This window comes from Myxococcales bacterium (assembly GCA_016703425.1).
In the GTDB taxonomy this organism is placed as follows: Bacteria; Myxococcota_A; Polyangia; order Polyangiales; family Polyangiaceae; genus JADJCA01.
The window spans coordinates 87,393-106,069 of sequence record JADJCA010000011.1; the positions used below are offsets into that span (position 1 = coordinate 87,393).

The 18,677-nt window shown below is 67.5% G+C and carries 16 protein-coding genes; 8 read left to right on the plus strand and 8 right to left on the minus strand.

Translation table 11 applies throughout. The annotated features are described in order from the left end of the window. Positions 1–42: 42 nt before the first annotated feature. A complete protein-coding gene (locus IPG50_21055) occupies positions 43–1,410 on the minus strand; it encodes an ABC transporter substrate-binding protein (protein ID MBK6694674.1) in 1,368 nt (455 codons plus the stop codon). A 725-nt stretch (positions 1,411–2,135) separates the two neighbouring features. On the opposite strand from IPG50_21055, the gene IPG50_21060 reads away from it, so the two are divergent. From IPG50_21060 to IPG50_21070, 3 genes are all read left to right on the plus strand, one after another. After that, positions 2,136–3,830, plus strand: a complete 1,695-nt coding sequence (locus tag IPG50_21060; GenBank protein ID MBK6694675.1) for a hypothetical protein — start codon at positions 2,136–2,138, stop codon at positions 3,828–3,830. Between the two features lie 14 nt (positions 3,831–3,844). Next, a complete protein-coding gene (locus tag IPG50_21065) occupies positions 3,845–4,120 on the plus strand; it encodes a hypothetical protein (GenBank protein MBK6694676.1) in 276 nt (91 codons plus the stop codon). A 171-nt stretch (positions 4,121–4,291) separates the two neighbouring features. Next, positions 4,292–5,194, plus strand: a complete 903-nt coding sequence (locus IPG50_21070) for a GGDEF domain-containing protein (GenBank protein ID MBK6694677.1) — start codon at positions 4,292–4,294, stop codon at positions 5,192–5,194. Here IPG50_21070 and IPG50_21075 read toward each other — a convergent pair. From IPG50_21075 to IPG50_21085, 3 genes are all read right to left on the minus strand, one after another. After that, entirely contained in the window at positions 5,178–6,155 is a 978-nt protein-coding gene (locus IPG50_21075) for a COX15/CtaA family protein (GenBank protein ID MBK6694678.1), read from the minus strand. The genes IPG50_21070 and IPG50_21075 overlap by 17 nt on opposite strands. Before the next feature lie 64 nt (positions 6,156–6,219). Further along, positions 6,220–6,444 carry a hypothetical protein gene (locus IPG50_21080; GenBank protein MBK6694679.1) on the minus strand — a complete coding sequence of 75 codons (225 nt, stop codon included), beginning with the start codon at positions 6,442–6,444 and terminating at the stop codon, positions 6,220–6,222. Further along, on the minus strand, positions 6,441–7,136 hold the full coding sequence (locus IPG50_21085; protein ID MBK6694680.1) for a NapC/NirT family cytochrome c: 696 nt from the start codon (positions 7,134–7,136) through the stop codon (positions 6,441–6,443). Before IPG50_21085 ends, IPG50_21080 begins: the two co-directional genes overlap by 4 nt. An 18-nt stretch (positions 7,137–7,154) precedes the next feature. Here IPG50_21085 and IPG50_21090 point away from each other — a divergent pair, with 18 nt between their 5' ends. Genes IPG50_21090 through IPG50_21100 form a run of 3 tightly spaced genes read left to right on the plus strand, consistent with a single transcriptional unit; the run spans position 7,155 to position 11,244 of the window. Next, positions 7,155–8,417, plus strand: a complete 1,263-nt coding sequence (locus IPG50_21090) for a hypothetical protein (protein ID MBK6694681.1) — start codon at positions 7,155–7,157, stop codon at positions 8,415–8,417. Next, entirely contained in the window at positions 8,414–9,448 is a 1,035-nt protein-coding gene (locus IPG50_21095) for a hypothetical protein (GenBank protein ID MBK6694682.1), read from the plus strand. The genes IPG50_21090 and IPG50_21095 overlap by 4 nt, the downstream gene beginning before the upstream one ends. Next, a complete protein-coding gene (locus IPG50_21100; protein ID MBK6694683.1) occupies positions 9,445–11,244 on the plus strand; it encodes a cytochrome c3 family protein in 1,800 nt (599 codons plus the stop codon). The genes IPG50_21095 and IPG50_21100 overlap by 4 nt, the downstream gene beginning before the upstream one ends. Here the strand turns inward: IPG50_21100 and IPG50_21105 are convergent. Then, entirely contained in the window at positions 11,234–12,562 is a 1,329-nt protein-coding gene (locus IPG50_21105) for a CxxxxCH/CxxCH domain-containing protein (GenBank protein ID MBK6694684.1), read from the minus strand. The genes IPG50_21100 and IPG50_21105 overlap by 11 nt on opposite strands. Before the next feature lie 277 nt (positions 12,563–12,839). Here IPG50_21105 and IPG50_21110 point away from each other — a divergent pair, with 277 nt between their 5' ends. Together IPG50_21110 and IPG50_21115 are read left to right on the plus strand one after the other, a co-directional pair. After that, on the plus strand, positions 12,840–14,165 hold the full coding sequence (locus IPG50_21110; protein MBK6694685.1) for a hypothetical protein: 1,326 nt from the start codon (positions 12,840–12,842) through the stop codon (positions 14,163–14,165). A gap of 123 nt (positions 14,166–14,288) precedes the next feature. Next, a complete protein-coding gene (locus tag IPG50_21115; protein ID MBK6694686.1) occupies positions 14,289–16,061 on the plus strand; it encodes a hypothetical protein in 1,773 nt (590 codons plus the stop codon). 39 nt (positions 16,062–16,100) lie between these two features. Here the strand turns inward: IPG50_21115 and IPG50_21120 are convergent, their stop codons facing one another. The 3 genes from IPG50_21120 to pstB all read right to left on the minus strand — a co-directional run bounded on the left by IPG50_21120 (position 16,101) and on the right by pstB (position 18,658). Continuing rightward, positions 16,101–17,066 (minus strand): hypothetical protein, encoded by a 966-nt coding sequence (locus tag IPG50_21120; GenBank protein ID MBK6694687.1) that lies wholly within the window; start codon positions 17,064–17,066, stop codon positions 16,101–16,103. 112 nt (positions 17,067–17,178) lie between these two features. Next, positions 17,179–17,832 carry a phosphate signaling complex protein PhoU gene (gene phoU, locus IPG50_21125; protein MBK6694688.1) on the minus strand — a complete coding sequence of 218 codons (654 nt, stop codon included), beginning with the start codon at positions 17,830–17,832 and terminating at the stop codon, positions 17,179–17,181. 82 nt (positions 17,833–17,914) lie between these two features. Continuing rightward, positions 17,915–18,658: a phosphate ABC transporter ATP-binding protein gene (gene pstB, locus IPG50_21130; protein ID MBK6694689.1), complete on the minus strand. Its 744-nt coding sequence runs from the start codon at positions 18,656–18,658 to the stop codon at positions 17,915–17,917. Positions 18,659–18,677 lie beyond the last annotated feature (19 nt).

Below are 18,677 nucleotides of genomic sequence, written 5' to 3' on the forward strand. Positions count from 1 at the left end.
TAGCTGGCAGAGCGGGACCGCGTGGGTGCCTCGCGCGCCGCGCTACCCCTTCTTCGGGGCCGCCGGCGCCGCCGCCGCGGGTTTGGCCTGCGCGCCCTGGAAGAACGCCTTCAGATCGTTGACGGGAACCCAGGAGCCGTCTTTGGCCCCCGTGATCCAGACCTTGTCGAGGCCCTGATTGTCGGCAGCGCCGAAGGTGACCGGCGCGCCGAGACCCGGGTCCCAGTCACGAATCGAGGCGAGCGAGGTCTGGAACTTCGCTCGCGTGAGATCTTTGCCCGAGCGCTTGAGGGCTTCGACCAAGACCTTCGCGTTCACGAAACCCTCAAGGGCCCCGAAGCTGTAGCGCAGCGAGCGATAGTTGGGGTCCTGGAGGTCCGCCGGCGGCGTCGGGTTGCGCTTGTCGACGAGGTTTCGGTACTCGGCGACGACGGGGACTTCAACGGCCTCCCACGACGGAACCACCTGGGTGTTGATGAGGTTGGTCGTGACCTTCTTGCCCGAGTCCTTCTCGTACTGGTTGAGCATGCGGATCAGCGTGTCGGCGCCGACGAAGCTCACGTTCGAGATGGGAGCCTGGTAGCCGGCGTTGCGAGCGTCACGAACGAAGCCGGCGCACGCCTGGTACGCGCCCACGGAGACAATCGCGTCGACGCCCTTGGCCTTGAGCTCTTCGACCTGCTTCGCGTTCGAGACGTCGAACTTCTGCCCACGCTCGTACCGCGTGACGACGACCTCCGGCAACTTGAGGGTGGGGTCCTTTTCGTTGAGCTGCCGAACCGCCAACTTCGTGCCCGAAAGGCCGGCCTCGCCGTAGGCGTCGTTTTGGATGAAGACGCCGATCTTTCGATGGCCGAGCTTGATGTAGTTCTCGACGCTCTCGCGGGTCTCCTGGTTGTACCCAGCGCGGACGTTGTAAACCTGCTCGAGGAAGGGCGCCTCGCGCTGCTTCTGACCGCCCGTGAAATTTCCGAGGAGCACGAGCTTCTGCTCCTTCGTCTTCTCGAGCTCCGGCAAGACTGCGTAGAGCGTCGGCGTGCCGACGGAGTTGAAGAGCGCGAAGACCTTGTCTTCGCCCATCAGCTTCTTGAAGGCCTCGACGGCGGGCTCGGGGTTGTAGGTGTCGTCGCGAGAGATGAGCTCGATCTTGCGGTCGTGAACGCCACCGTTTGCGTTGACCTCTGCGATGTACGCTGTCGCGCCGCGCCACACCTCGGTCCCGAGGCCTGCCGACGGGCCACGGAAGACGGCGAACTGGCCGATGATGACCTTGTCGTCGAAGACGCCGACGTCGGTTTGCTTCTTTTCTTGCGAGGGATCGGGATCCATCTCGACGGCACGCCTCTTCTTGCCGCAACCCGCCAAGAGAACGACCGTCGAGGCAACAAGGAGCCAGCCGAGTTTTCGCATGAGAATCCCTTTCCGGTGGTGCGCGCTCTTGGCTCAAAGCCGGGCGCGCGATTTCGCCTGCAACAGACAAAGCGGCGACCATGCAACTTTACACGGGCACCCAGGAAGGCCGTCAAGATTCGGGCGCGTGGGCCCGCACGATTTATCGCTCCTTGTGAAGCGTTCGGCGGCGCCGACCTACAGCGAAACCGACGAGCTCCTCGTCGACGGTCGGCCCTCTCCCCGTTGAACGTGAACGTGCCCGCTCCCGGTCCGATCTCGGCCAGCCGGCTCAACCGCAAGGGCGCGCAGACCTCTTGCACACTGCACCTTTTCAAACTGGGCACGAGGTCGCATGAAGTGCGTATGCACAATCGCTTCGCCGAAGCGTTGACACTTGGAAAGCTCCGTTGTTAGCGTCGCGGCTGCGCTGGTCAAAAGCCGGCGCAGTTGCGGCAGCGCCTTCGCAGGCCGCACACGCATCGACCGCGAGCGTTGTCCCGAGTCCCGCACTCGAACTCACGGTGAAGCGAGCAACGAGCTGCGAACCCCGGTTCGCTCCCCTGCGTAAGCTCTCACTCGATGCGCGAACGTTTCACAGAAGTTTGTCCATAAACATCGAACTGGGTTATCCGTTACGCCAGCCTGCTTTGGTGCTTTCGCCGAAAGCGGTCAGGCACTCTTCGGAACCAAAAGCGCAGCTGTAGGCCACAAAAGCTGCGTTTCACTGTGCGAAAGGTGGAGACATGTTTGAGCGCTTCGGATCGCCGTGTGTGATCGCCGCCGCTTCTGTCATTGTGCTGGCTGCGACCCCTGCCGCGGCGCAGGGAACGCCTCCTGCGCCTCCCGGCGGGGATGCGCCGCCTGCTGCTGCCCCGGCCCCTGCGCCGGCGGCGGGAGCTTCGGCGGGTGGGTCGCTTTCAACGGGGGGCTTGACGCTCGGCGGTAGCGCCGACGTTCCGCCGCCTCCACCGGCCGGCGGCAGCGCCGACGGGAAGCCAGAGGAAAAGTGGGAAGCCCCCACCGCCGGGTACAACGGCGCGTTCTACGTCAAGAGCAAGAACGACTGGTTTCATCTGTATTTCAACGGACGCCTGCAGTTCGACTTCACGGCGCCGTTCGCCGCGGGTGCCTACCAGGCGAACCTCTTCCCCGGGTTTCTCGTGCGCCGCATGCGCATCGAGAACAGCGGCTGCTTCGGCGACAACTTCTGTTACTCGATGCAGCCGGACTTCGGCCCGACCTCAGTGACGGGCACGAACCAAGCGGCCGCGCCGCGCACGTCGAGCATCATGGCGACGGCCTTCGTGAACTACAAGGCGCATGACCTCCTGCAGGTCATGATGGGTATCGTTCAGACGCCCTTCGGCCTCGAGGCTCGCACGACGTCGAAGTACAAGGATTTCCTCGAAGACGGCATCTCGACCAAGTTCGCCGTCCCGAACGCCACCGAGCAAGGCGTCACGCTCTGGGGCGCTACCGACAAGAACATGTTCAACTACGAAGTTGGCGTGTTCGGCGGCGATGGCGCTGCGCGCACCAACGCCGACGGTCGCTTCGACTTCATCGGTCGCGTCTTCGCGATCCCGATGGCCGGGTCGAAGGGCCCGGTGGAGAACCTTCAGATCGGCGTCTCCGGCAAGTACGGGTCGCGCGACACGAAGAAGGTCAACTACGACATGCACAGCATCACGACCGGCAACGGCGTGGCGCTCTGGAGCCCGACCTACGCGGCGGGCGCTGCTGGAACGACCCGCATTCTCCCCGCTGGCGGCCAGATGGCCTTCGGTGGTGAGCTCCGCGTTCCCGTCGAGAACTTCGACCTCACCGGTGAGTTCCACTACGTGAGCAACAAGACCCGCGAAGAGCTCGACAGCCGCCTCGGCTCGGGCAACTTCGAACGTTACGGCGAGCTCTCGGGCATCGCCTACTACGCGCAAGCCAGCTACTGGTTCGGCAAGCGCGACATCAACGGCCAGCCGGGCTACTTCCGCATCGCGAAGATGAAGTTCAAGAAGCCCGAGGCTCCGAAGGCTGGCGACAAGCCGAAGGGTCCCGACACGGCGTGGCGCGTCCGCGTTCGCTACGACCAGGTCATGGCGAAGTACGAAGGCGCGAAGGACAACGGCGCTGTCACGCAACGCGCCGTGAACGGCGTCCAGGTTCCCTTCTACGACGGCGACATCAACATCCGGTCGCTCCAGGCGGGCGTCGACTACTTCTTCACGAAGCACGTCGGCATGCGCCTGAACTACGGCCTCTACGTTACGCCGGACTCGGCACCGGCGACGCCGGAGCCGGGCTCCATCGCCCCGGTTGCCACGGAGAAGCAGCGCGCTGCCGTTCCCGGTAACCGTCTCGCTGCGGGCCTCAACGACGACGCTCGTCGCGGAGCCCACTCGATCCACGAGCTCATCCTGCGCGCCCAGGTTGCCTTCTGAGGAGAATGGCCAACATGACCACCAAGAAGACTCTGATTGCACTTACCGCGAGCTTGGGCCTCGGCGTTCTCAGCGTCGTCGCGCTCACCGCCTGCGGCGACAACCCGACGGACATCAATCCCTTCGACGCCGGCAGCGATGCGCGGCCCGACACCGGGACCGATGCCGGCTCCGATGCCGCCAAGACGGACGGCGGCGGTGACGGTGGCGGCGCCGGTGACGGCGGCGGCAAGTCCGACAGCGGCGGCGGCGGCTCCGATGCCTCCAGCGACGCGCCGACGGGCGGCTGACAAGTAGCTGACGCGACCACAAGTCCCGATTCGTCGGGACCGACCCGAAGAAGGGAGCCTCCGAAACGAGGCTCCCTTTTTCCATTTCGGCGCGTGGTGGAGGTTCGTTTTGGACAGCGATCCGTGCGAGACTTGGGAGGGTCGCTCTCGGCGCGAGCGCCCCCTTCATTCATGGCTCCCGACGACGACGAGGTTACAAAGGTCGGTGTTACCGCCGACATCATCCCGGGCGCGCGCAGCCGCGACAAGGCGTACCTCGTAGCGCTCTCCGGCGAGACCATCGGCCAGCTCTACCCCCTTCCCGCCGGCGAGACGGTCGTCGGGCGCGGCACGCAGGCGACCGTGAAGCTCAACGACGACGGCATCTCGCGCAAGCATGCGCGGCTCCTTCGGCGCGGCGGCGAGGTGCTCGTCGAAGACATGCAGAGCGCCAACGGAACCTACGTCAACGACGAAGAGGTCCGCGGCCAACGGCTCCTCCGCGATGGCGACAAGATTCGCCTCGGTGCGACGACGGTGCTCAAGTTCACCTACCACGACGAGGTCGAGGAGAACTACCGGCAGCGGATGTACGACGCGGCGCTCCGTGACGGCCTCACCAACGCCTTCAACAAGAAGTTCTTCCTCGACCGCTTGAACACCGAGCTGTCCTATGCGCGAAGGCACAACAGTCCGCTCTCGCTCGTGATGTTCGACGTCGACTTCTTCAAGCGACTGAACGACTCCTTCGGCCACCTCGCCGGCGACGACGTCCTCGTGAAGCTCGCGGCCATCGGACACCAGTCCGTCCGCACGGAGGACGTCTTCGCGCGCTACGGCGGCGAGGAGTTCGCCGTCCTCTGCCGCGCTTGCCCTCTGCACCACGCCGGCGCCTTCGCCGAACGGCTGCGCGCGCTCGTCGCCACCACGTCCTTCGAGTGGAACGGGACGCGGCTGCCGGTGACCATTAGCTGCGGCGTCGCCGGGTATCCCGAGTGCGGCGCCCAGGCGCCCGAGCAGCTCATCATGGCGGCCGACGCGGCGCTCTACGAAGCGAAGCGCGCCGGCCGCGACCGCGTCATCGTCCGCTCGTAGCGAGCTCGACGCCCGCGTCCGCCGACGCTCGAGCCGGAGCGCGAGGAGCTTGTGTGCGCGCTTCCGCCCAGAGGAAGACGAACGCGAGCCACAATCCGTCGGCGACGAAGAGATGCACGAGCTGGAGCCACACGGGGGCCAAGAGCGCGACATTCACGAGGCCGAGAGCGAACTGCACGACGACGAGGGCGGTGACGGCGCGCGACCAAAAGACAGCTACCGGCGAAGCGGAGCTGCCGCGCATGAGCGCCGCGAGCGCCAGCGCCGCGAGGCTCACCGCCGAGGCGAAGAGCGGATGGAGAATGCGCAAGCGGAGCAGGACGTGCGCGCTCGACTGGAGCTCGGCGGCGAGACCTTCAGAGAAGCTCGTGGCGGGAAACAAGGTGTCGCCGAGGGCAGCGATGCCGCCGCTCATACCGACGACCATGAGGCCCGCCGCAACAAGCGGGAGCAGCGCGCGTTGGAGCAGCGGCAACCGTGAAGGCGACACCTCGCGAGACGCATCCGGTGGGACGCGACCGCCATGAATCGCCAGCGCAATGGCCGCCAGCAAGAGGAACGTGTTGCCCAGGTGCAGCACCATCGAGAGGGCGCGCTTGAGCGACGCGTTTTGGGCTACCAGCTCGAAGAGCACCAGGAAGCGACCGATGAGCGCCTCCACGATCGTCAACAAGAGGACCGCTACCGACGCGATGCGAGGCAGCGCGCCGCGGGGAAACGAGCGAAAGGCCTGCACCATCAGCGCGAGCGCGAAGAAGAGAACCAGGCCACTGGTCACGCGATGCGACAACTCGATTACGGTCTTTTGGGCGGGCGCCACCGGCAAGGCGACGCCATTGCAGAGCGGCCAGTGTGCGCCGCAGCCCGCGCCGGAGCCGCTCGCGCGAACGTAGGCGCCCCAGACGATGACCAAGAGCGTGTACCCGAGGGTCGCCCACGCGAGCTTTTGGAAGCGGCTCATCGGGGCCTGCTCTACTACGCCTGCGCGGTGACGCAAGCCGGGCCCCGGGCCCCGAGCGAGCGTCTCACGGACGCAAGGAGCGCCGCTCCGCGCGCGCGAAGAGCGCTTCGCGGACGACCACGACGAGGAACATGAGAAACGACAGCGTTCCGAGCCCTTGCCCGAGCGAGAGCGCGAGCAAGATGGGCCACACGGTTGGATTGAAGACCGACCACACCATGAGCGGCAAGGCGACGATGGCCAACACGGCGGCGGCGCGAATGAGTCGCTCGTTCGAGGGTATTTTCACGGGTGGCCCCCATCGGCGGCGGGCGCCGGCATGGCATCGCGCGGAAGCCCGCCGTCTTCGAGGAGCTCTTTGCCGAGTTTGGTGACGGGATGGGCGAAGCCATGGCAGCCCGGGCTCGCGCAAGAGACCTGACCGCTTCGAAGGTCCGCTAGGGAGGACGCGTGGTCGGCCTTCTGAAGCCACCGGGGAGCTGTCATCGTGTGGCAACTGACGCAGTTGGCGTTGGGCAAGGGCCGAAGAATGCGGATCTCGTGCTTCGCCCGCTCAAGCGGCACGTTGCGAAAATCTTTCAGGTAGAGGGCCACGTGCCTCATGCCGCCGAGTTTCGTGACGACGAAGCCATACATGCCGTAGTCCTGGTGGCAGTTGTAGCAATTGCTCGCGCCGAAGGAGCGGCTTCTCGCGTGAATGCCCGCGAGCGATGTAGTGTTCGGGTCGCTTGAATCGTTGGCGTGGGGCTCCATCACGTGGCACGAGCCGCAGAACGCGCGGGACTGGGTCGCCTGAAAACCACTGACGTTGGCAAAGAGCGCGGTAGCGATGGGAAACACGAAGAGGCCGAAGAGCAGCCAGAGCTTCGTGGCCAGCGTAAACGCGGGCCGCCGCACGAGGTATGTGACCAAGATTGCGATGGCGATCGACGCGCAGGCGAGCGCCAGCCATTCGATCCATGTGGCGCCGTGGTGTTGCATCGTCGTCGGGGTGTGGCCATGAAAGCGGGCCCGCAGCGCCAATGCAAGGTGCGTGAGCGAAGTCGCGTGTCGCCCCGTGACGTCCTCGCCCTCTCTGCACTCGCCGCGTCCACCCTCGTCGCGGGCGTCGCCGGGGCCGATCCGCTCCGATTGCGCGGCGACGCGCTGGTGCAAACTCGCTCCCCCGCCCCGACGGGGCTCTTGGTCCTCCGCGGCGAAGACGGAAAGAGATTCGGCAAGACCATCGTCGACGCGGAGACCGTCGCGTGGCTCGGCGCCTTCAGTGGTGACGACGCCTCCGTAGGAGACGTCCTGACGCTCTCGGTGCGAGCGCGTCACGCGCCGACCGGTTCTGAGCTGCGCGCGGGCCGCATGGTCGTCACCATGGGAGCCATTCGCCCGACCCACGTGGACGGCGCGCGCGGGCTCGTGCGGGCCTTCGGCGGTACGACGCTCGAGGCCTTCGCCGGCGCCCCGGTGGCGCGGCGCTTCGACTACCGCACCTTCGATTTTGCGACCGGCGGTCGACTTGGTCAGTCGGTCGGTGACGCCGCGGCCGTCGGGGTGTCCTACGCGCAGCGGCACAATGGCGCGAGCCTCGCCGACGAGGAGGTTGGCGCGGACGTGGCGGTCGCGCCAGTTCCCTGGTTGTCGCTAGCGGGCCGCAGCGCCATGGATCTCGTGAGCCGCGGCGTAACCGACGCGCTTGGCTCGCTCTCGCTCACGGGCCAGCGAACGAAGGCGGAGCTCTTCGCCACGCACCGTTCGCCAGGACGGCTCCTGCCGGCCACGTCGCTCTTCTCCGTGCTGGGCGACTACGCCGCGACGAGTGCCGGCACCACGCTTCGCCTCCGCGCGTTCCCGCGCCTCGACTTGATCGCGAGCGGCGTGGTGCAAACGCAGGCAAAGGACGTCGGGGGGCAGGGCTCGGGGCGCGTGGTGCTCGCCCTCGACGACGATTGGAATGGTTCCATCTTGCTCGAAGGTCGGCGCGTCACGTTGGGACAGGCGCGTTGGAGCGGAGTCCGAACGGCGGCCGTCATTCCCCTCAGTCGCGCCTACCGACTCGGCACCGAGATCGAACTGGTGCGGCCCGACGATCCGCGCGGTCGTGGCTCGCTGTGGCCTTGGGCCTTCGTCAGCATGAGCCGTCGCTCCGCGTCGGGTCTCGAATTTGGCGTCGGCGTCGAGGCCTCAAGCGGCCCCGATCGCCGTGAAGAGGTCGTGGCGCTCGGGCGCGTATCGGTCGAGTGGGACTCGCTGCGGGGCGCGACGCGATGAGAACAGGGTGGCTCTTCGCGTGCCTCGGCCTCGCGTCTTGCGCGGGCCTTTTGGGCATCAAATCCAGCGACCGAGAGCGCAGCTTCGAGCACCGCGCTCACCTCGTGCGCGGCGTGTCTTGCACGAGCTGCCACCTCGGGATGGGCCAAGCTGGCGACACTGGGCCCCTCCATCTTCCGAGCAAGACGCGCTGCCTCGAGTGCCACACCGCTGCCCACGACCCTGGCGACTGCGCGAGCTGCCACGGGCGATCAAGCGCTCGGCAGGGGGCGGAGCTCGCCAAGCGGCATCTCGTCTTCGATCATCGCTCGCACATCGCGCGTCAGGACGGCCAGTGCGTGCGCTGCCACACGGAGGCCGGCAGCAAAGACGCGCCTTCGCTGCGGCCCGCCATGGCTGTTTGCTTGTCGTGCCACGCGCACAAGGATCAATGGAAGACTCGCGAGTGTGACGCGTGCCACGTTGATCTTCCGGCGGAGCTGGCGAAGCCGTCGAGCCACGTGGTGCACGAAGGAGACTTTCTTCGTGAGCACGGCGTGCGAGCTGCGAGCAGTCGCGATCTCTGCGCGACGTGCCACGCGGAGCCCTTCTGCGCCGCTTGCCACGGCACCACGGCGCCCACGCTGCCGCATCGCCTCGACTTCGGGAAGACCACGAGCCCGTCCTTGCATCGCGCCGGCTTCCGTCTCAGGCACGCCGACGAAGCGCGCGCGAACCCGGGCCTCTGCACGACCTGCCACAGCGACGAGCGCACGTGCAGCGACTGCCACGCAGCGAGGCGCGTGGGCGCAGCGCCCGGCATCCGAACACCACACCCGCCCGGGTGGGTCCGCGCTCGCGGTGGCGAACACGGGCGCGCCGCACGCATGGAGCCGGGCTCCTGCGCCGCGTGTCACGGCGGCGCCGGTGAAGCCCTGTGCGTTGGCTGTCACAAGGTCGGAGGCCCCGGTGGCAACCCGCACGGTCCGGGCTTCGGTAGTGCGCTCGACAAGGGGCGCGATCAACCGTGCCGGCAGTGTCACGCGCCATGAAGAAATGGCGCGTTCTTTTGCTCGTGATCCTGGTCGCGGCGCTCGCTCTGGCGTTCGCGTCTTTTCGCACCGTCGTGGAGCGTCCCGCGCCCGTCACGCCGACTCAGTTCATCCCGCCCACCTGGTCCGAGGCACGCAAGTCTCCGATGCACGAGGCTCACGTCGGCAAGCGAAAGATCGCCTGCGCCGAGTGCCACGGCGCGGGCTCCGAAGCGGGCTCTGAAGCGCGCTTCGACGCGCCACCCGACCTGGCCGCTTGCGCGCGCAGCGACTGCCACGCGGAGGCGAGCGCCCGGGCCCACGTGGGGAGCACGTCGCAGAAGACCACGTGCCTGACGTGCCACAGTTTTGCGGCGACGCCGACGACAACGCCGTGCGTCGGATGCCACGAGAAGAAGCCGCTCGATGGCGGCGCCGCCGGAGTGGCGGCAAACCTCGCGCATCATGCGACGCCGGACGCGAAGTGTGGCGCTTGCCACAAGGTGCATGCGGCCGCCGACGCCGGTCGACGAAAGAACGGCGACTGCTCGGGCTGCCACGCCGACGCCGGCGACGGCCATGGGGCCCAGGCGCGCAAAGAGCCTGACGCGTCGCTCGATCCGGCGACGTGCGCCAGTTGCCACGGACCCCACGAGGGGAAGGCCGCCGCAACGCAGCGCTGCGTCTCGTGCCACGCGCCGACCGAAGCGCGCGGTCCGGCGTCCGCGCGCCACGGGCTCGCGGGCCAGAACGCTCCCCGCGTGCTCGTCGCGAACATCGGGCCGCGGAGCCACGAAGCGTGCACGAGCTGCCATGCGCCGCACGACACGAAGCTCGAGCACATAAAGCCGTGCGCCGGCTGTCACGAGCGCCAACGCGGCGCGCTTCGCCCGGGCCACGACCAGTGCGTCGGCTGCCACAAACCCCACGAGAACGTCGATGCGGCGCGCGCGGCTTGCGCTTCCTGCCACACGGCGAAGGTCGCGCTCGCTGCGGCCCGCGTGCCCGAGCATGCACGCTGCGAGAGCTGCCACTCGCCCCACGCGGCGACGCCGGCGAAAGACGCGTGCCGCCGGTGCCACGAGCCCGTCTCCCATGGCGTCTCTCACGGCAAGGCAGGCGAGTGCGTCCAGTGTCACGTGCCTCACACGGCGCCGCCGAATCAAGGGGCGGCGCGCGCATCGGCCTGCGTCACTTGCCACAAGAACGTGCCGGCGGCGGCCCACGCCGCGAAGGCCACGTGCGTCGGATGCCACAAGCCGCATGGGTTTGGCGGTCTCCAGGCCTCCACCACGTTCTGCAGCAGCTGCCACCAAGAGGCGGCGAAGGCCGTGCGGACAGGCCATGGCGACTGCGCCAAGTGTCACGCGTCCGTTCACACACCGAAGCAGACGCAGCCGTGCGGCTCCTGCCACAAGGAGGAAGCGAAGACTTCACCCAAGGGCCATCAGCGTTGCGAAAGCTGCCATGCCCCGCACCAAGGGAGCTCGCCAAAGGTTGCGAGTTGCACCGGTTGCCATCAAAAAAATGGCACCGGTCCCCACAAGAACCTCGCCAAAGGGTGCGCCACGTGTCACCGGCCTCACGGTCCGAAGGGCGTCGCGACGCCTCCCGCGTGCAAGACATGTCACGTTCAATCGACGCTGCCCGGGCTTCACCAGAAGCCATCCCACGGCGCGTCATGCGAACGTTGCCACTCTTCGCACGAGGCGCCGCGAGCCGATCGAGCGTCGTGCACCGGCGGATGTCACACGGATCGTCGCGGGCACCAGCCCGATGCAAAGGTCTGCAACGGGTGCCACATCTTCAGCGATTGACGCGACCGTCGACGTGGTTCTTCGCGCCCGCCGGCGTCAGCGAGAGCGTTCCGACAAAACCGCTCGTGAGGCCGCTGTGGCAAATGCTCCCTCCGCACTGGGTCGCCGCGGCGTGAGGAGGAGGCGGCGGCGTGGCGTGGCACGCGCCGCAGGCCCGGGCCGCCGGCCCGCTGTTCCACGCCGGCGTCTGAAGCGAACCGCCGACGCCCGTATGGCAAGCGGTCTCGGAGCATGTCTTGGTCGCCGCGTCGTAGCGGGCGCGGGCGCCACCGGCGAGCGCCGGGCCTGCGAGGCGAACGACGGCACCGGCACCGACCGGATGTTTGCCGACGGGGATCACGTGGCACGTCGCGCACGCGACGGGCCGCGACGATGACGGCTTTGCGTGCGCGGTGTGAGCCCCCGTCGTGGGCCACGGATCGTCGCCGCTACCGTGGCAAGCGCCGCACTGCCCCGAGCCGTCGCCCAGGTCGATGCGGCCGTTCAAGTGTAGGCGAACAGGCTGCGTGAGCGAGGCGCCGTCGGCCGCCACTTCATGGTGACACTGTCGACAGGGTCCATCGTAGTGAGACGCGGGCGGCGAGCGATGGCAGTCGTTGCACCCCACGCTGGCCTCGCCCCATGCCGGCGTCTCGCGGTTGCCGCCCCGCGCGTGGCAACTTCCAGCGCAGCGCTTGGACGCTGGGTCGAAGGTGGCGCCACGGCCGGCGAGCGTCTCGTCGAGCCAAACTTCAACGTGACCGTCGCCGTGCGCGCCGGCCAACTCGAAGGTCGGCGGAACAGGATGACACGTCTTGCACGCGCGACCCTCCGCCTGCGTCGCCCCGGCATTGACATGCGCGCGATGCGAGTCGCGCGGCGTGCTCGGCGCCGCGCCGCATGAATTCTTCGGCGGGCTCGCGCGGTCGCCGTCGCCGTGGCACGTGCCGCAGGCGAGCGGTCCGCCCTCGCGCGAGTGGCATGAGGTGCACGCCGTCGCACCGGGCGCTGCGACGCGGCCCGGCGCCCCGCTCAGCGCTCCGCTGTTGGGGGCGCCTTGATGGCACTTGCCACACGCGTCGACATCCGCAGCGTCAAGCATCGGTCGGTAACGCGAGGCACGAAGGGTAGACGCATGCCCCTCCGGCAGCCTCGGATCGCCGTAGCGCGGCGAGTGCACGCCTCCCGCCGTCCCCGGTGCGCCTTCGTCGAGCCAGCGCGTGAGCAGCGCCCGCTCCTCGGCCGAGAGGAGCGCCGCGTGATCGGAGCGCGCGAGCGCATCGACGATGGCCGGCGGTTGGCCGGCGGTCGCCGATCGGCCCGCGGCAGTGCAGGACATAACGCTCACGTAAGAGTCAGCCTTCCATCCCGCCGCCGGTGCAGGGCCTGCGTGACACGGCGCGCATCGTGCGCCCAGAAGGGCGCCGACGCCGTCGCGATAGGAGACCACGGCCGGCCGTTCAACACGTTCGCTCGTGCACGCGGAACTGGCGCCCAGGGAAAACAAGAGCGATAAGGAGACCCTCTTGAGGCCCGGTCGAAACACACCGCGAGGGTGCTCGGTGGGAACGACAAATGCAAGGCCCGGGCGGCGATTGATGAAAGGGAGCGCGGTTATGATTCTGTCTCGATCAACGGGGATCCTCTTTGCAGTTTCACTCGTGGGTCTGAGCGGCCTGGTGGGCTTCGCGTGCAGCGGAAACGACGGCAAGGACGGAGCTGCTGGCGCCCTCGGCGCTGCCGGCGTCGCGGGCCCGCAAGGACCGTCTGGCGCCCCGGGCGCCGTGGGCCCCGCCGGCGACGGCGGCGCCGGCGCAGTCCTCTCCGGTGCCTGCACGACGCCGTGCCACACCTTCAACGGCGTGGTCGATCAGTGGCGCTTCAGCAATCACTCGCACCCGCAGGAGAACGAGATCGGCGGCGGGGTCTGCGGCAACTGCCACGGCGTCGATGGCATCGAGCAGCGCGTGGGGGGCAACTACGTGCTCAGCGCGGACGCCGGTGCGCTCCCCACCAACGTCGCGCAAGGTCACATCAACTACAAGACCGTGTCCGGGTCCTCGACGGAGATCACGTACGCGGGCGCATCGACCATCGGTCGCATCCACTGCGCGACGTGCCACGAGTTCAACTCAACGACCGATCCGCACGTGACGGGCAAATACACGGAGCGACAGGCGCCCATTCGTGTCGCCGGTGGCGCCAACGACGTGGCCTACATCGAAAAGACGCTCGCCGACGCGGGCGGCGCTGTCGTGGGTCAGTCGGTCGGATACAAGACCGCGAACGTCTGCATCTTCTGCCACAAGTCCCGCAAGGACATCTCGGTCTACATCACCGCCAACAACAACCTGTCGCGCAACTGGGGACCGCACGAAGGTCCGCAAGCCGACATCTTCACGGGCAAGGGCGGCTACGAGTTCGCGGGCAAGAGCTACGGCACGGCCGTCCACACCACCATCGCGAACGGCTGCGTCGACTGCCACATGCAGGCGGTGGCCGGCAACAGCAACGTGCCGGACCACACGATGAAGCCCAAGGTGGCCTACTGCAAGACGTGCCACACGACGTACACCGGCACGGACTTCAACATCGATTCGGGCCGGACCATCGTGAAGGGGCTTCTCACGGAGCTTCAGCAACTCCTCGACGAGCGCGGCTTGCTCACGCGCACGCCCGCAGCGCCGTACCAAAACCTCACGGACGAGGAGAAGGCCGACGGGCAGTTCCACCTCGACAAAGCGAGGAAGCCGGCCGGCACCGTCGACGCGGATTTGGCGGGTGCACTCTACAACTACCTGCTCGCGGCGCGCGGCAAGGACCTCGGTGTCCACAACCCGCGCTACACCAAGCAGTTGCTCTTCGACTCGATCGTGAAGCTCGGAACGCCGGGCGACGGCGGAACGTACACGCCGAAGACGCTCACCATCCGGCCGAACTGAGAGCGGCGTGACCGGCGGCCCGTGACCGGGACCGTGACCTCGCCGCGACGGCCGTTCGATCTGCGTGATTTCGAGGAGTTAGGGGCCGCTATGTGTCGGCGCAGCGCTTGCTGACTCGAGCGCATGCTCCGAACGTCAGCGGTCCCCTTCGTTCTCCTCGCGCATCTCGTTACCGCTTGCAGCACCGACATCCCGACTGACGCCGCCGCCGCGGGCGACGCGGACGAGGGTCCCGGCGGCGCCGTCGCGGTCGGCGACGTCGCGCCCCGGCCCATTGCGCCGCCGGAGGAATCGCCGGTGGCCTGCGGCGGTGTGGACTGCACGAAGCTGCCTCACGTCGACCCGTCACGGGTCACCTGCCAACAAGGCCAGTGTCAGGTGGCAAGGGCCTGCGCTCCAGGCTGGGGCCACTGTGGCAACGATCCGACAACCGGCTGCGAGACCGACCTCACGGCGACCGCCAGCTGCGGCGCTTGCTCAGTCCAGTGCGGTGGCCCGACCCCTCTGTGCGTGCCCGAGGAGGGCGGCGCGGCGCGCTGCGTCTCCTCCTGCGAGGGCACCCGAACGCCCACGGCCTGCGGCAACACGTGCGTGGACACCCAGAACGACCCCCTTCACTGCGGGGGGTGCGCGCCCTGCGGCGTTACCCTGAACGGTTCGGCCACTTGCAGTGGAGGCCTCTGTGGGCTTGCTTGCAATCCCGGGTTTCACCGCTGCGGGTCGACCTGTCGCGAAGACACGAGCGTCACCGCCTGTGGCCCTTCGTGCGCGACCTGCGCCGCGCCGCCACACAACGGTGTCGCCGCGTGTGTTGCGGGAGCGTGCACCGTCGCTTGCGACGCCGGCTTCTACGCCGATGGCGGCACGTGCAAGCCGACTTACACGGTGAGCGGCGCTGCCGCCAACGTCGTCGCCTTCGACGTCGACAGCGCGGGCGGTATGCTCGCCGTCGCGCGCGGCACGGGAGAGCTGCGCTTCCAATGCTTCAGCCCCAACGGCATCCCGATGGGACCCGACCAACAGCTGACCTCGTTCGATGCAGCAACGACGGCGCCCGGGCGGGTGATGGTGGCGCGCTCCCGGGTCACCAAGCAGTCGCTTGTGCTCTGGCACGTCAGCGGACCGTCGGCCCACGAGGCGCATTACGCGTACGTGAGTGCGTCATGTCAGATTCAGAAGTCCGCGCCCCTCGCCACGACCGGCGGCAACATCTACCTCCAAGGTGTGGCCATCGACGATCAAGGCTTAGGCGCCGCCCTCTTGAACCTCGCGGGGCCCAAGGTCCGAGAGTTGGTTCAGTTCGACAAGAGCGGTGCCCCCCTCTCGGTCAACGACTTCGAAGCGTTCGGCGCCTACGACAGCCACTTGGCCATGCGACGCACGACCGGCGAGACGATCATCGTAACGTCCACCTACGTGGCGCCGAAGTTTGAGCGTCACTACCGCCGCTTCAGCGGCGCCGGCGCCGCCATCGACCCGGAGTTCATCGCGATCAACGGCCTCCTCGGCTCCGGTAGCTACGTGCGCGTCGGCATGGACGACGACGGTGCCTTCGTCGTCCTCGGCGAGATGACACGAATCCCCAACGCATGGGGGGCGACGTTCCACAACGCGACGGGCGCCGTCGTCGCCACGCTACCGGCCGCTGGCATGGCGGGCTATGCCGACACATTCGTGCCCGTGACGAGCAGCGGCGACTTCGTTTGGCCCATTCGTACCGCCATCACTTCGGCGCGCGAGCGCCGTTCCCCGGCGGGAGTCTTGGCCGGCGCGTCACCGTGGGGGTCGCCCTACGCCAACACGCTCGAGCTGCGCCTCGATGCGAACGACTCGACGTACATGATCCTCAGCGGTGGCACTGGACGCACCGTCAAGAAGGACCCCTTCGCGCTCTGAGCACGCTGAAAGGCTCTCCGCCGCAGACCCCAGCTCTGCCTACTTCACCTTAAACTTCTTGCAAGCTGCATCGAACACGCCGAGCGCGTTTTCGAGCGGCTTGACGAGGTCGCCGAGGCAGATGTTCCCAAGGACAGCGTTCTGGCCTGTCTTCGCGACGAAGTCCTTGAGGCGCGTGGCCTCCCCGGCCTGCCCAAAGCCCGATGAACAGTTCGTCGGGCCGGCGATGACGGCCGCAGCCCAGCGCTCGCGGCCGCCCTTCACCGCGTCGAGGGCGCTCACGTAATCGTCGACCGCTGCGTAACCCGGCGTGCCGGGCGGGCACGTGTCGTCTTTGATCGTGAAGTCGTTGTCGGTTCGCGAGCAGTCATCTTCATCGGTCAGGATCATGACGCCGAGCAGCGCGTCGTCGCGCAAGAAGCCCGCGTTGGCGCTGTCTCCCATGCGCGTCGTTACAGCGAGCCGAAGCGACTCGAGGGGCATCTCGAGCGCCGGCCCGCCGGCCCCGACGTTGGCGACGCAAGAGAAGTTCGATGACAGATCGGGCTCCCCGCGCTCGAGCCACGTGTGGCTCATCGAACAAGCGCGACGGAAGCGGCCGTCGTCGCCTTTGTCGTTCACATCGAGCGTCGGCAAGGGAGGCATGCCGGGCAGCTCGGGGGTCATCTTGTAGCGCGCGCTCCGGCCCGTGGTGGTGACGGCGATGCGGTAGTCGAGCTGGGCGCCCGACGCCGTCGTGTATTGGTCGAGGCGTTGCGTCAGGACGGCGAAGTTGGCGGCGAGGTTCGCCTGCTCCTCCTTCATGGACCCGGAGTTGTCGACGACGAGGAGGATGTCCATCTTGGAGCACGCGTCGTCGGGTAAGACGGAAGCGCTCGGCGAAACGACGACGGGCGCCGCTCCTCCGGCGTCAGGGGAGGCCGGGAGTGCGTCGCGCTGGTCGGCGCCGCAGGCGAATGCGAAGGCCGCGAGGAGCGGAGCCGCGAGGGCAGGACTTCGAGACATGGTGGGCGCGGCGTAGCAAAGGCCCCGGCAGACGCCAACGGACCATTGGGTCTCACGCCGCGCTTGGGAGGAGACACGCCGCAAAGTGGCGTAAAACCCGCGCCAGTTGCCGCTAGCGCGGGGCCACCGGCGGCGGCTTGCTCGACGTCTGGCGTCGCTCCGCGCGCGAGCGCGGATGCCGGATGTCCTTGCCGCGCGCCATGAAGACCACGAGCTCGGCGAGGTTGGTCGTGTGGTCGGCGATCCGCTCCAGGTATTTGGCGATCGATTGGGCCCGCGTGCATCGGTAGATGTTGCGCGGGTTCTCCATCATGTAGGTCAATAGCTCGCGGAAAATCTGGGCGTAATAGGCATCGACCGTCGAGTCCCGTTCGATGACCTCTTGGGCCCGGTCGGCGTCGCCCTCCACGAACGCGTCGAGCGCCTCGCGAAGCATGGCCTGCGTGGCCTCCGCCATGTCGGAGAGGTTCGTGTACGGCTGGAGCGGCGGCTCTTCGTTGAGCTCGCGGACGCGTTCGCAGATGTTGACCGTCGAGTCGCCGATGCGTTCGATGTCGGTCGTGAGCTTGAGCGCCGTGGTGATGAAGCGGAGGTCTGACGCGACCGGCTGGCGACGCGCGAGGATGCGAAGGCATCGCTCGTCGATCTCCACCTCGAGCCGATTGATCTCTCGATCGCGCTCCATCGTTCGTTCGGCGAGCTCGCTGTCGCGATCAATGAGGGCCTTCATGGCCGAGACCAACATCTCTTCGACCTTGGAGCCCATGAGGATGAGGCGCTCTCGAAGGGTTCGGAGCTCGGCTTCGTATTGGAGGTCGGTATGGCTCTTCACGACGTGGTCCTCATCATCACCCAAATCGGCCGGTGATGTACTCCTCGGTTCGCTGATTCGACGGCTTGGTGAAGAGGGTGTCGGTCGTGTCGTATTCGACGAGCTCGCCCATGTAGAAGAACGCCGTGAAGTCGCTCACGCGAGCCGCCTGCTGCATGCTGTGGGTCACGATGACGATCGTGTAGGTCGCCTTGAGCTCGTAGATGAGCTCCTCGATCTTCGTTGTCGCGATGGGATCGAGCGCCGAACACGGCTCGTCCATCAAGAGGACCTCGGGCTCGAGGGCGAGGGCGCGAGCGATGCACAGGCGCTGCTGCTGGCCGCCGGAGAGGCTCGTCCCGGACCTGTCGAGGCGGTCTTTGACCTCGTCCCAGAGCGCCGCTTGCCGGAGCGCCTTTTCGACGCGCGGCTTGGCGTCTGTGACTTTCATGCCGTTCAGCCGGAGGCCCGCCAGCACGTTGTCGGCGATCGACATGGTCGGGAACGGGTTCGGCTTCTGAAACACCATGCCGACGCGGCGCCGCACCTGTACCGGATCGGTGCCGCGCTCGTAGATGTCCTTGCCGTCGAGCAAGACGCGCCCTTTGGTGTGCGCGCCGTCGGTGACCTCATGCATCCGATTCAAGCACCGCACGAAGGTCGACTTGCCGCAGCCTGAGGGACCGATGACCGCGGTGACGCGCCGTTCTCGAATGCTGAGGCTCACGCGCTTGAGAGCCTCCGTTGGCCCGAAGAACGCCGAGAGGTGCTCCGAGCTCATCTTCTCGGGGAACTCATCG